The organism is Brevibacterium moorei (genome assembly GCF_024580735.1).
GTDB classification, from domain to species: domain Bacteria; phylum Actinomycetota; class Actinomycetes; order Actinomycetales; family Brevibacteriaceae; genus Brevibacterium; species Brevibacterium moorei.
In genome coordinates this window covers 1-12,248 of sequence record NZ_JANIJX010000042.1, presented here as the reverse complement: position 1 = coordinate 12,248, position 12,248 = coordinate 1, and the positions used below count along the sequence as shown (strand labels likewise).

Here is a 12,248-nt window from a genome sequence, read left to right as displayed (position 1 = left end):
ATGGAACGGCCCGACCACCGCGGCGACACGCGCAGGCACATCACACCCGAACAGTACAATCACCTACAACATGAGACAACGACGCCGCGATCAAGCACAAACCCCAACCCGTGAAAAATCGAGGCTATTACACCCTCAGGGTAACCGCGTTGCATGAGCGCATTCTCGAGCGCCCGCACCGCAAGCGACGCTTTCATACGTTTGTCGATGGCATACCCGACGATCTTGTTCGAGCAGACGTCTTTGATCGCGCACATGTAGAGCTTGCCCTCACCGGTCCAGTGCTCTGTAATATCGGTCAGCCACTTCTCGTCGAGGTTCTCGGCAGTGAAATCGCGTTTGACCAGGTCATCACCCACCGGGGCGCCAGCCTCCTGATAGCGGCGTTTACGTGTCACGATCACTGACTGAATACCCGCCACCTTGCACAACCGCCACACACGCCGCTCTGAGAGTTCGTATCCGAGGTCATGCAGGTCGTCAGCGAGCACCCGATACCCGCCCTCGGGATCGTCTGCGTGGAGTTCCCGAAGCACACTGATGAGGTGTTCCTCTTCGATCTCACGCGCGGATAACGGCCGCTGCAGCCACTGATAGTACGCCTGCTTCGAGAAGCCGAGCACCCTGCACGCCACCGCAACCGGCACCCGAATACGGGCACCTGGCGCAGCCATTTCACGGACGAGCGGGTACATCATTTTGGGGGCGTGATATGAATCTGCGACAAATATGCTGCCGCCCGCCGAAGGACCTCGTTCTCCTGCTCGAGGAGCCGGTTCCGGCGCATCAACTCACGAATCCGGGCATCTTCCGCCGGTGACACATTCTTCGCGGCAGGAAGACCCTGCTCACGCCGGTCAGCGTCACCGAGCCATTTCGATATCGCCGACTTCGAAACACCAAGATCGCGGCATACCTCACGTTGCGAAGCGCCGGCCCGCACGAGCGCGACCGCATCATTCTTGAACTCTTCTGAATACCTCATCGTTTGATCATTCTCTCTAACCCCACCCGCTCACGCGAATGGACAAGAGTCAATCAAACCTTCAGCAGACCCGTGGTGAGGTCAGCGACAGAGCGAACCTGCTTCTCTGGGCGAGTGCTAAGTGTCGCTTGGGCGCGAAGCTTGATGATTGTCCTCAGCGACGGTTGCCGTCCGTGCCGTTCGACGTACTCCGCAATGAGTCGGTTCTTCTCCTGCTCGATATGGCGAGCGCGCGAGGAAAATTCCACCACTAGCTCTTCTGGAACCGTGCTGATTGCCCATGCCGGGTTTCGGTTGCGACCCATGTCTCGGGTCTCCCACTCGACGCCGAAGGTGCGAGTGAGGTGGTCGGCGAATACTGCCTCGTGTAGTTCAGATAGTGCGACTGTTGCGGCGTGGAGAGGGCGTCCGTCAAGGGAACGCCATTTCTCGTCGTGCGCAGTCTGCACTTTGTTCGAGATGACGACGTGCGTGTGGAGGTGTGGATCGCCGGCACGGGAGTCGTAATGATCGAATGCGGTGGCAATCAGTCCTGTTACGTCGACTTGCGCGACAGCCCCGTTGCGGCCGGTTGCACCGACACGGGTTGCAGCAACCTCGCGTTCTATGAACGCAATCATCTCTGCAACCGCTGCATGGTGTGCGTCCGCAATCAATGATTGCGTCCCCGCATCCGATACCGCCCAGAGCACGGATGCGGACTTCGGGATCGAGAAGGTGAAGTCGAACCCTGCAACAGCCCTTCGCGTGCCTCTCGCCGCTTCTTCCTCCTCAATCACAGCGACCGCCTCTGCTCGTTCCATTGGGCCGAGCCCGGAGTCAAGGGCAGCAGTGCGTTTTTGGATGCGTTCTGTCGGAGCTGGATAGTTCCGGTACGCACTACCTAGAGCGTCACCGGTCACGGGATCATGCCCCATCCCGACCAAGAGTTGAAGCTGAGTCTCGGTGACCTGATCGCCCACCTTAATCGCACTTCCCCCAAGGGCAGCCACGGCAGAGCCAAGCCAGCGACCGGGCGGACTGCCCTTCTCCGCGTAGTAGCGGGTCAATGGGGTCGACAGGTCACGATCACCATCCCCGGAAGCAACCGTACGCAGCAGGTACTTGTAGCCATCGCCGGCGGACATCACCCGCATCGAAACTGTCACCACACACCGTCCTTCGTTCGAGAACGAGGTAGGTGTCATCACCCTCCCACAGCACACCCTCCGGCACCCGGCTAATCGGGTGCCGGACCTCGCTTGCAAGACGCGTGACAACCCGTTCGAGCGAACCGTGAGAGGTCGGAGACGCTACGCGTCGACGGCGGCTAGCGCGAGATGCGAGGCATCGACTGAGTGGCGGCGTGCTGGGGTGGTTCGTGCACCTGGTGAGTGACCAGCTCGGAGCAACAGCAAAGCTCCGGAGTCACCGTTACAGGAGGTTTCCCAGTGGCTACTCAGACCCCGACCGACCGGACCACACCGCTACGGCTCGGATCGCTGTTCTCGGGCTACGGGGGACTTGATCTTGCGGTCGAGGAAGCCTTCGACGCATGCACGGTCTGGTTCTCCGAAATCAACCAACCCGTCGCCCGCGTCTTCTCCCACCACTGGCCAGATGCCCCGAACCTCGGCGACATCACTGCGATCAACTGGGGTACCGTTCCACCGATAGACATACTCTGCGGCGGGTTTCCCTGCCAGGACATATCGACTGTGGGGAAAATGGCCGGCCTGAAACCCGGCACTCGCTCCGGCTTGTGGGCGCACATGGCAGCGGCGATCGACGTACTGCAACCCGAGTGGGTTGTGATTGAGAACGTCCGCGGACTGCTCTCCGCAGACGCAATCCGCGCAGGCAACGAAGGAGACAAGAATGAGCAACGCAACCCCGAACATGCAAACCCAGAAGCCGCTACCTCTCGCGGTATGGAACGCGACCCGTGGCATCTGGGAGAAACCGCAGCTCGACCTCTTCGGGCAGCAGGAGCAGTTCTGGGAGACCTGGCCGACCTCCGGTATGACGCGCAATGGATCGGTCTTCCCGCTTCCGCCATCGGTGCACCGCACCCTCGCTACCGAGTCTTCATCCTCGCCCGTCGCACTGTTCCGGACCCCGCTCGCCTCGGACGTCTCCCGAGGCGGAGAGAGTCTGCAGCAGGTGAAGGCGCGTCGTGGGACCATCGCGCTTTCACACCAGATCATCGACTTCGCCCTCCACGGACCGCATGGCTCACCGAACAAGAACAACGACTCCGAGACTCTGTGTTCACTGATCGACGCGCTGCTCGACGATGGGGACGCTACGCCGACGCCATCACTCGCTGGGAACGCGTCACAGGACGCCAAGCTCCGTCACCTGAACTCCTGACGAAGAAGGCTGGACCTCGCCCGGCACCGGAGTTCGTCGAATGGCTGATGGGGCTTCCCACAGGCTGGGTGACAGCTGAACCCCATGGGCTTACACTAAACCAGCAGACCGCTGTTCTCGGCAACGGAGTTCTTCCGGTACAAGCTCTCTATGCACTTCGCGCGTTCTTTAGCAATATCGGGTAGACATCAGTCGAGGGGCACTCCGCCTGAGACAGACGGCGACTGCCCCTGAGAACGACGTCACGCCACCGGAAGTGAGGGGCCCGTCTGCCAATTCACGCGGCATCCTTCGGAAGTCATTCAACACTCAACATTCAACGCTCGCTATGCCGCCGAGGTCAACATGAACTCTTTGCACACTGCCTCTTGCCAGCACTTTTTCTTGCCATCGCCGATCGTGTGTAACGGTGAGGACTGCCCCTGGGTAATCGCGTAGCGCGTCTTCCATTTGCTCGACAAGTTCCGGTGAAAGGTGGTTCGTGGGTTCGTCGAGGAACAAAATATCACTGGGCGCGGACACCGCAACGGCGACTTCCATGCGTCGACGTTGCCCAACGGACAACTTGTTCATCTGTAGTTCCAGGTCACGTGGCGAGAAGAGCCCCAGTGCGAGAAGCGTTTCTGCTGCGTCCCCCGCATAGGAGTGTGTTGCCTCGGCAAACGCTTCCAAAAGGGTGCTTCCGATCTCGCCCGCGGGTTCCTGCCGGAGCCATGCTATGCGAAGGTCGGGTGTCCCCCATATCTCGCCTTCTTGCAGGGGGAACTCGCCGGCAAGCGCGCGCAGGAGCGTGGTCTTCCCCGCTCCGTTTGGTCCCGCGATGAGCCAACGGTCGCCCTCGTGAACTTCGAGCGAGTCGAGCAGCAGCCCCGGTTGTCCGATGCTCGCCCTGTTGCGTAGCGAATGCGCGGCTAGGAGTAGTGTTTGCTCGGGCATCGCGTCGGGGTCCTGGACGAGCGACCGGTTTGTGAAGGCGGGCGAAAAGCTCAGAAGGTCTGCGGGTCTTGACACTGGGTCTGCGTGCAATCGTGCCACGCGTTCCTTGGCTTGCCTGACTCTTCCTGTCGCGCCGTGGTCGCTGCTTCGAGCCCGGAAAGCACCGTGACCAAAGCTAGCTCTCTCTTGCTTGCGCGGAATTGCAGTGAGGCGGAACGAGTTCGAGGCCAACAATGCCTCACTCCGAGAGAGTTCCTGCCGCCACGTCTCGTACTGAGTGAGGAGGCGCTGTCGCTCTGTGTCGCGCGCGGCAAGGTATCCCGCGTAACCGTTGCCATACCTCCGGAGTTCCCCATCTTCCACGGCGACAATTTCTGTTGCTACTCGGTCGAGAAACGCCCGATCGTGAGTCACGACGACAAGCGCACCTCGATGTTCCGAGAGTCTCTCCTCTAACCATGCCACGCCCTTTTCGTCGAGGTCGTTCGTGGGTTCGTCGAGGAGGATCAAGTCCGATTGAGAGGACAGCGCCGCCGCGAGCGCTAGTCGCGTACGCTCGCCGCCGGATAGTGAACCCACGAGACGGGTGCGATCCAAACCTTCAAGGGAGAGTTGGTTGAGTGCAGCGTCGATTCTCTGGTCAACGCCGTACCCGTCTCTGGCCTCAAATTGATCTGTTAGTTCAGCCAGGTTGTTGAGGAGAGCAGGAAGTTCGGATTCAGCAGCATCCGCAATGCTATCGCTGATGTGCTGCATTGCCGCCTCGATCTCTCGAACCTCGACTAGCAACTCGTCTAGTGCGTTGGAGATCGTGGCTTCGGGTGGAAAGTGAGGTTGCTGCTCGGCAAGGACGAAGCCACCTGGAAGCTCGACGGTGCGCTCACCGGATTCCAGGGAAACGATTCCGGCGAGAACCTGCAGGAGGGTCGATTTTCCGGCGCCGTTGTCCCCGATGACCGCGAGTCGTTCGTGAGCCCCGACGCTGATATCGATGTTTCGGAACACCACATGGTCGGCGAAACGGACGGTGCCGTTCCGGATTGAGCAAATACGGTGATGGGTTTTAGTGGCACTCGTGTGCAGGTTGAACGGTGTTGAACGGGGCAAAGCGAACTCCTCTGCGCGACCGGCAGGCGGGAACACCAGCAGAATCGCAACAGGTGCGACTCGAAAACGGAGTCGCACGGTGTACGGGAACCTCGCGCCTGCAACGTACTACCGCCCGGCGCGCATAGGACCCACCACGGAGAGAGCTCAACGCGGCGTCCCGTACTAAAGAATCAGCGCACCCATGGCGCAAATTATACCACGCCGGGTCGCGCGATTCACCTAGCCTAGCCCGGAAGCATGGGGAACGACGTCCGTTGACACGTCGGCCAGCGGCTTGGCATTCTACGGAGGGTCAAGTAGCCTGACGTTTATGGGAACTTTGATTTTCGCGCGCTGATGGCGCTCTCTGGGGATAGCGACAGTCGCTCGTAGCGACCTGAGCGCTCTCTTTTTGAACCCAGATTGTTGACGCCATCGCACGGAGTGTCCACCGCACCCGCGCGCGCGTTCCCACCTCTTTCAGTGTTCGTTGTGACGTCGGGTGCTCCAATTCCCATGACTCTTGGAGCGCTCACATGCGATTTCAATCAACCTTTGGCGGCCGTCATGAACTCGGCCAGAACTTTCTCCGTAGTCCCAGCACCATTGACCGTTTCATTGCGGTCGTTCGCGATACAGAAGGGAGCATCCTTGAAGTAGGTGCCGGCGATGGTGCCATCACGCGGAAACTGTCTCTACTAAATCGAGATATCACCGCAATCGATGTTGATGAACAACTTGTCAAACGTTTGCAGCGGGATATTCCTACAGTTCGAGTCGAGCGTGCCGACGCTCTGCGTTTCTCACTCGACTTTCCGGTCATAGTGGGGAACATCCCCTTCAACCTGACGACCCCAATTCTGCGCCGCCTGCTTAAATCATCCACCTGGAACTATGCAGTTCTACTGACACAGTGGGAAGTCGCACGGAAGCGGGCTGGCGTCGGCGGATGCACGATGATGACTGCACAAGCCGCTCCCTGGTATGTATTCGAGTTGCGTGGTCGAGTACCAGCACGCCATTTCGCACCGCAGCCAAGCGTAGACGGTGGAATTCTCCACATAGCTCGCCGCGAAAAACCCCTCGTGTCTTCAGCGGAACGGCGCAACTATGAGAGCTTCGTGCGTGCAGCGTTCACCGGCAGAGGTCGCACTCTCCCACAGATCCTTGGCCGAGCGAGTGGAGCGCCAAGCAACCAGGCATCCCGAGTGCTCAGTGAGCTGTCACTCGGGGATGTTCGCCTGCCACGCGATCTCCGGGCTGATACATGGGCCGTGTTGTGGTCCCGCCTTACCCAACGCCGGCAACCGCACGACCAAGAGGGAGCAAGACGGGACTTTCGACAATGAACTCGCCGCGGATTTGGCTCGCTACTTTGGGCGCCGATTTGCCGAGGATCAGTGAGGACTCACTCGTGGCGAGTCCGACAGGTGCAATTGCGTCCGCCAACGACAACGGAGGCGTACATGGACGAGCCAGGAGCTCGACGTGGTGCCAAGGTTAGTGAGAACACGCGGTAGCGAGTTTTCACCAGTCGTGGCTCGCTTAGGGACCATGCATCGCCCTCTCGGGCCCCGTGCGTTCGACTGCGCCCAGATGGCGGTTGTTCGCGCGGGGTCCGCAATTCTGTTCGGAAAGTTCGGTGACCACTATCTCAATATCGGTGACGTTGCGCTGATCTCTCCCTGTACCCTGTTCCGTGTCGAGCCGGAACCATGGGTCACCATAACCACACTGTACGTGGACAACGACTATCTGGTCGATCAGATCTTCTGGCAGTACGCTGCGCACTTCACCGATCGGCTCGACACCCAGACCTTCCTCGATGCCCAAGATACTGACCCGATTCATGTAGTGCGCCTCGGGGAAAACCGAGCTAGCTTGCTTACGCCATGGCTGGACGAACTAACCGCCCTAAGCACGAATGGCCTGTTGCCGGAGCGGTTCTACCGGCTCCAAGCGCTCCTGTTCTGCATCTTCGACATCGTCGTGCCAACGCTCGACGATGGAGGTATCGTGCCTCGTGGCCGGACAAGTGTGCTGCCGCGTTTGCCACGGCGCCGCGCGTTCTCACCAGTGCAGGAAGAAGCGCGCCTGGCTGCTCGAATGCTTCGCGACGGGCTCGCCGAGGAGTGGACGCTAGACCGGCTCGCCGCTTCAGTGCATTTGTCACGGTCGAGGCTCGGCCGGGTGTTTCGCGAAGCGTTCGGCAAGACCCCGATCGCCTACTTGACAATGCTGCGGGCCGAGCGAATGGCTGAACTTTTGCGCACCACCGACGCGCCAATCGCTACGATTGCATCTCAGTTGGGATGGCCTGACCCAGACTATGCCGGGCGGCTTTTCAAACAGAGTGTGGGCTACTCGCCCCGCCAGTACAGGGCTCTAAGTCGCCGTATCCCGGCCGCCGAGTGATCCAGACGAAAGCGGCTTGATCCCGGACCATTGCGTCGCAATTCGTGTTTTTCGTGTCCGGATCTGCGCTTTCAGGTAGACCGGATCGGACTCGTCGGGTCTGTTCAGCTCTCTAGCGGTCGCTCACTTTCGTTTGCCGTCCGTCTCGATTGCGTTTCCTGATTCCCTTCGCGCACCTTCTGGTCGCAGAGGTTACCCGTCGTGTGTGGGTGCCTGCGGAAGGAGAACGGCGATGGTAACCAGCGAGGAAGCGCGGGCAGTGCGCGATGCGAAACTCCATACTCTGCATGAACAGCTTGCCGGTGCGGTGGAGTCGTTGGTGTCGGGTGAGGACTGGAAACAGGCGTTGGAGTTCGCGGCCAGGTTCCGTGCCCGATCGTTCAACAACACGCTACTAATTTTCGCGCAGCATCAGGCCGCGTTCGAGGCGGGCCGAGTGCCCGAGCCGGTACCGACATTTGTGGCGGGGTTCAAGCAGTGGCAGACGCTCGGCCGGCAAGTCGAGAAGGGGCAGTCGGGGTACATGATCCTCGCCCCTGTGTCCGGTAGATTTGCGTCATTCACACCGAAGGTGGCGGAGTCATGGCGCAGGTTGGGCCGGTTTGAGAAACCGAAGCCGGGTGAGACCGTACGGTCCCGCATGGTCGGAGTTCGCCCCGCCTACGTGTGGGACGTCTCTCAAACTGATGGTGGGCCTATCCCGACACCACCATCACCCCGACTCCTCGAAGGCGAAGCGCCTGACGGGCTCCGGGAAGGCGTCGCACGACAGATCGAGGCGGAGGGTTTCACGGTAGTATGGGTGCCGCATGAAGGCATGATCCACGGCGCGAACGGCCTTACCGATTTCGGTGCTCGAACCGTGGCGGTGCGGGAGAACATGCCCGAGGCGGCACAAGTGAAGACCCTCGTGCATGAGCTCGCCCATGTTCTCCTGCATGGCCCGGAGAACCCGGACGCTTCTGGGCATCGCGGGATCAGCGAGGTGGAGGCCGACTCAGTCGCGTTGATGGTCGCAGCTTCTCATGGCATGGATACCAGCGACTACACGATCCCGTATGTGTCAGGCTGGGCGGCGACCGTGCCGGAGAAGTCCCCAGTCGAAGTCGTCCAAGCCACTGGTGAGCGAGTCAGGAAAACATCGGCAGCGATCCTCGACCAGCTTCCTACCGTGCAGATCAGTAATGGCGAGCCGCCCGGACTCACCCGCGACACCCTGGTAAAGCAGCACACTGTGCGCGCGGCGCAACCTGATGTTGATCCATTAGTTGAGGAACCACTTCGTACGGTGTCGGCTTCGGTGAGGAGCATGTGATGGATACCGTCGACTTACTCACCGAAGTGGGCGGGATGCCTCCCCGTGACGCAGCTCTCCGTTTTGCTGTGGCCGGAGTGCCAGTGTTTCCCTGCGTACCCGGCGCGAAACGCCCGCTGGTTCGTCACGGATTCCATGATGCGACCGCTGATACTGCACAAGTTGCATCATGGTGGGTGCGATGGCCGACCGCGAATATTGGTATCCCCACCGGTAGGGCCTCGGGTGTGGATGTCGTTGATATTGATGTGCATCCCACCGGCACCGGGTTCCCGGCATTTCGTGCGGTACATCATGACGGGTATGCAGTCGGGTGGACGGCTTTGGTGCGCACCCCGTCGGGTGGTCTCCATGCCTACTTTCCGGCGCACCCGACCCGGGTGCAGCCGTCGTGGCAAGCAGCTCGCTCGTATATCGATTTCCGTGGCGACGGTGGCTACATCATCGCCCCGCCGTCTACGGTGCTGCGCCCTGACGGGGTTCGTGCACCGTACCGACTCATCGTGTCTTCCGGCCAGGCAGGCACCCCAATAGATGCGACACGACTGCGAAAATATTTGGACCCGCGCCCAGCCGTCACCGCGCCTCACCCCGTCTCGAACGATTTTCGACGCGCGAACCCGAAAGTGCTTGCGGGGTGGGTCGCTGATCGTGCAGAGGGTGAACGGAACCGTGGACTGTTCTGGGCTGCATGCCGACTGGTGGAGGCCGGAGTATCACCTGCCGACACAATGGAGGCCTTGGGGCCAGCTGCCGCGCAGGCTGGTCTTCCGGCTCGGGAGATTGAATCCACGATCCGGTCCGCGTACCGAGCCAATCAGCCAGTAGCGCCCCGCAGCCCCACTCTGCTCGCTACAGATCGTGCGTACGCTGTGTCGCCTCATTCAGGGCGGCGGCTGACATGAATGTTGAGGTTCGTTCTGGTCGCCGGTTGGCAGTGGTCACAGCGATCACTGGCACCGTGTTTATTGCGGCAGGCGCATTCTGGCTTTCGTTTACTGCGCTTGCCGACCTAGCGCACCGATCTGGAATCGCGGAGGGTCAAGCGTGGGCGTGGCCGTTGATAGTGGACGGCATCATCGTTGTTGCGACCGTCGCGGTGGTTGCACTTGCGGGGCAACAGCGCCCGGCTTGGTATCCATGGACGCTGCTTGCAGCCGGCGCGCTGGTATCGGTCACCGCAAATGCAATTCATGCGGTGATTGCTGCTGACACTGACGTGCCGAGCGTGCTCGCCGCAAGCGTTGCTGCCGTACCTCCGTTGGTGTTGCTCGCGATCACGCACCTCACCGTCATCCTTACCAAACCTCTGCACCACCGGGCATCCCAAATGGAGCCAGTGGTCGAAACTGCACCACCCCTGGCAGTATCCGCAGAAAGCGCACCCCTGATACCTGTCAGCAGTGCACTACCTCCAGGGGACCCGTTTTCAGTACGGGAGCGCGACGCCGCACCGTTTCCGGGCACCACAGTCTCGGGCCGGAGACGTCGGGAAGTTGCGTCGCAGTTAAGGGAGACCGAGGGCTGGTCAAATAAGCAGATCGCCAAGCACTTGGGTGTGCACCCGTCAACAGTGGGCCGCTGGTTCACCCCCACTGAACCGGTTGTGCGTGAAGCGTTAGAGCGTCCATGATGAATGATCTACAGATCCCGCACCAGGAATATCCCGAGCAAGCCCCCGTCGCCGCGGTTCCCGACACCACGACAGCAGTTGCTGGTGGTGCTGTGCAGGACGCAGAACGGTCAGCTTTGGCCGTGCACCAGGACCCGTCACTTGTACGTCCGCACCCCAATTCCAAGGTCGGGCGTGGCCTCGAATGGGTGCGCCCCTCCGATCTGATTGCGGCGCACAGCGCCCGGATGGCAGGCCGCGGCCTTGACCTGCAAACTACCCTCGCTGCACGAGTACGGCAATTGCCCAGCCGGACCCGCAGCGCACACCAACATTCGCAGAGAAGTGTTGCACTTAGGGGACGAGAAGCATCGGTATTTGATGCGTTCGACGTGTGGGATACCACGGCGGCACCTCGGCAGTCCGTGCAGAGTGGTACTCCTGCGCTTGGGTTCAGGTGACTTGACATGTGCCAGCTCCCGATAGCCAACTATGGTGCTGGGGAGCGCGTGTGCACCTTCCATGTAGGAGGTGCCGCCATGCGACGCAATCAGACAGGAACCAGACCCGAGTTCGAACATCCCGAGAGCCTTCGACGGCTCCTCATCAGGCTTGACCAGGCTGGTCCAGGTGCGTGGCGCAGTGACCCTGCTGCCACCGAATTGATGCGTCATGCGGCCACGAAGTATGCAGCTCTCGCAAGAAAACATGGCCTCGATCCCTGGGAAGCAGCGACAGCAGCATTCGAGGCAATGCGCACTCCATCGGTGCGACGTGCCGACGACCCGTGGGCCGTCATCACTCGCGCCGTCCAGATCACCTGTATCGCTGAGGGGCGGGCACACGGACTGCTGTGTTCAGTGCACCAGGCTCGTCGTCCCCGCTACTCACAGTTTCATGACGCGGAACGCTTCTCGGACCGAGAAAACCAACTCACCGATTACCACCCCGCATTCCACGCCACATCATCACCATTTGACGACGAAGACACTCATCCTGATGACCCTGATGGAGTGACAGCCGCGATCAGTGACACCATTCTGCTACTCAGCCTGCTGGGCTGGGAAACCAGTGCCGCCCAGGCCGCAGTCGAATACTGCCGGTTGCGGCGCTCGGCGGCATGATTTGGGGGTCGATCGCCGACCCTCGCGATGGCTGGACCGGCACATTCTTCCCCGTCGAGAACAACGAGCCGCCGTGGAACTTCGGGCTGGGCTGGGCCGCCGTGACGGTCTGGCTGCTCATCATGGTCGGCGTGCTCGTCGTCAGGTTGAGCGTCTTCCGTGGCCTGCGGGCCGAGAACCGGTGGGTCTTCGAGCACGGCGTGCCGTATTCGATCCACCGGTCGTCCGTGGACTACGACGACGGTGAGACGAGCGGGTGGCCGACATACATTGCGCTGAATCATCGACTCGACGGCTCTGTTGCAAAGATTGGCGGCAGTCAGAGGTAGGCTGTCGCTCTGCGCCGATCAGGCGGCTGCTGCGAAATGGTGGTTGAGCATGCCCATGGCCTCCGTCAGCGCCGAGGGCCCAATGCCAAAA

General features: G+C 60.8%; 11 protein-coding genes and 2 pseudogenes. 9 read left to right on the top strand and 4 right to left on the bottom strand.

Annotated elements, in window-relative coordinates:
- Positions 1-59: 59 nt before the first annotated feature.
- From NQ034_RS16500 to mobF, 3 genes and pseudogenes are all read right to left on the bottom strand, one after another.
- A complete protein-coding gene (locus NQ034_RS16500; protein WP_373456800.1) occupies positions 60-698 on the bottom strand; it encodes a DDE-type integrase/transposase/recombinase in 639 nt (212 codons plus the stop codon).
- On the bottom strand, positions 695-985 hold the full coding sequence (locus NQ034_RS16495) for a transposase (protein WP_065415512.1): 291 nt from the start codon (positions 983-985) through the stop codon (positions 695-697). Before NQ034_RS16495 ends, NQ034_RS16500 begins: the two co-directional genes overlap by 4 nt.
- Before the next feature lie 71 nt (positions 986-1,056).
- Positions 1,057-2,133 (bottom strand): annotated as a pseudogene (gene mobF / locus NQ034_RS15725) (MobF family relaxase); the annotation flags it as partial.
- Between the two features lie 225 nt (positions 2,134-2,358).
- On the opposite strand from mobF, the pseudogene NQ034_RS15720 reads away from it, so the two are divergent.
- Positions 2,359-2,754 (top strand): annotated as a pseudogene (locus NQ034_RS15720) (DNA cytosine methyltransferase); the annotation flags it as partial.
- Between the two features lie 88 nt (positions 2,755-2,842).
- Complete coding sequence (locus NQ034_RS15715) at positions 2,843-3,337, top strand: hypothetical protein (protein ID WP_246430014.1); 495 nt, start codon at positions 2,843-2,845, stop codon at positions 3,335-3,337.
- A 309-nt stretch (positions 3,338-3,646) separates the two neighbouring features.
- On the opposite strand, the gene abc-f is transcribed toward NQ034_RS15715, so the two are convergent.
- Positions 3,647-5,323: a ribosomal protection-like ABC-F family protein gene (gene abc-f, locus NQ034_RS15710; protein ID WP_373456802.1), complete on the bottom strand. Its 1,677-nt coding sequence runs from the start codon at positions 5,321-5,323 to the stop codon at positions 3,647-3,649.
- Between the two features lie 575 nt (positions 5,324-5,898).
- On the opposite strand from abc-f, the gene erm reads away from it, so the two are divergent.
- The 7 genes from erm (at position 5,899) to NQ034_RS15675 (ending at position 12,157) form a co-directional block, all read left to right on the top strand.
- Positions 5,899-6,711 (top strand): 23S ribosomal RNA methyltransferase Erm, encoded by an 813-nt coding sequence (gene erm / locus NQ034_RS15705; protein ID WP_184453701.1) that lies wholly within the window; start codon positions 5,899-5,901, stop codon positions 6,709-6,711.
- A 247-nt stretch (positions 6,712-6,958) separates the two neighbouring features.
- A complete protein-coding gene (locus NQ034_RS15700; RefSeq protein ID WP_221437876.1) occupies positions 6,959-7,777 on the top strand; it encodes a helix-turn-helix transcriptional regulator in 819 nt (272 codons plus the stop codon).
- Between the two features lie 232 nt (positions 7,778-8,009).
- Complete coding sequence (locus NQ034_RS15695) at positions 8,010-9,092, top strand: ArdC-like ssDNA-binding domain-containing protein (protein WP_257049980.1); 1,083 nt, start codon at positions 8,010-8,012, stop codon at positions 9,090-9,092.
- Positions 9,092-9,997, top strand: coding sequence for a bifunctional DNA primase/polymerase (locus NQ034_RS15690; protein ID WP_306427872.1), 906 nt, complete (start codon positions 9,092-9,094; stop codon positions 9,995-9,997). Before NQ034_RS15695 ends, NQ034_RS15690 begins: the two co-directional genes overlap by 1 nt.
- Positions 9,994-10,725 carry a DUF2637 domain-containing protein gene (locus NQ034_RS15685; RefSeq protein WP_257049979.1) on the top strand — a complete coding sequence of 244 codons (732 nt, stop codon included), beginning with the start codon at positions 9,994-9,996 and terminating at the stop codon, positions 10,723-10,725. Before NQ034_RS15690 ends, NQ034_RS15685 begins: the two co-directional genes overlap by 4 nt.
- A 518-nt stretch (positions 10,726-11,243) precedes the next feature.
- On the top strand, positions 11,244-11,828 hold the full coding sequence (locus NQ034_RS15680; RefSeq protein WP_306427871.1) for a hypothetical protein: 585 nt from the start codon (positions 11,244-11,246) through the stop codon (positions 11,826-11,828).
- A complete protein-coding gene (locus tag NQ034_RS15675) occupies positions 11,825-12,157 on the top strand; it encodes a hypothetical protein (RefSeq protein ID WP_257049978.1) in 333 nt (110 codons plus the stop codon). Before NQ034_RS15680 ends, NQ034_RS15675 begins: the two co-directional genes overlap by 4 nt.
- Positions 12,158-12,248 lie beyond the last annotated feature (91 nt).

What these genes read in the sequence shown, in the direction of transcription:
- NQ034_RS16500 (WP_373456800.1), bottom strand. Translation starts at nt 698, where the DNA reads ATGATGTACCCGCTCGTCCGTGAAATGGCTGCGCCAGGTGCCCGTATT.
- NQ034_RS16495 (WP_065415512.1), bottom strand. Translation starts at nt 985, where the DNA reads ATGAGGTATTCAGAAGAGTTCAAGAATGATGCGGTCGCGCTCGTGCGG.
- NQ034_RS15715 (WP_246430014.1), top strand. Translation starts at nt 2,843, where the DNA reads ATGAGCAACGCAACCCCGAACATGCAAACCCAGAAGCCGCTACCTCTC.
- erm (WP_184453701.1), top strand. Translation starts at nt 5,899, where the DNA reads ATGCGATTTCAATCAACCTTTGGCGGCCGTCATGAACTCGGCCAGAAC.
- NQ034_RS15700 (WP_221437876.1), top strand. Translation starts at nt 6,959, where the DNA reads ATGGCGGTTGTTCGCGCGGGGTCCGCAATTCTGTTCGGAAAGTTCGGT.
- NQ034_RS15695 (WP_257049980.1), top strand. Translation starts at nt 8,010, where the DNA reads ATGGTAACCAGCGAGGAAGCGCGGGCAGTGCGCGATGCGAAACTCCAT.
- NQ034_RS15690 (WP_306427872.1), top strand. Translation starts at nt 9,092, where the DNA reads ATGGATACCGTCGACTTACTCACCGAAGTGGGCGGGATGCCTCCCCGT.
- NQ034_RS15685 (WP_257049979.1), top strand. Translation starts at nt 9,994, where the DNA reads ATGAATGTTGAGGTTCGTTCTGGTCGCCGGTTGGCAGTGGTCACAGCG.
- NQ034_RS15680 (WP_306427871.1), top strand. Translation starts at nt 11,244, where the DNA reads ATGCGACGCAATCAGACAGGAACCAGACCCGAGTTCGAACATCCCGAG.
- NQ034_RS15675 (WP_257049978.1), top strand. Translation starts at nt 11,825, where the DNA reads ATGATTTGGGGGTCGATCGCCGACCCTCGCGATGGCTGGACCGGCACA.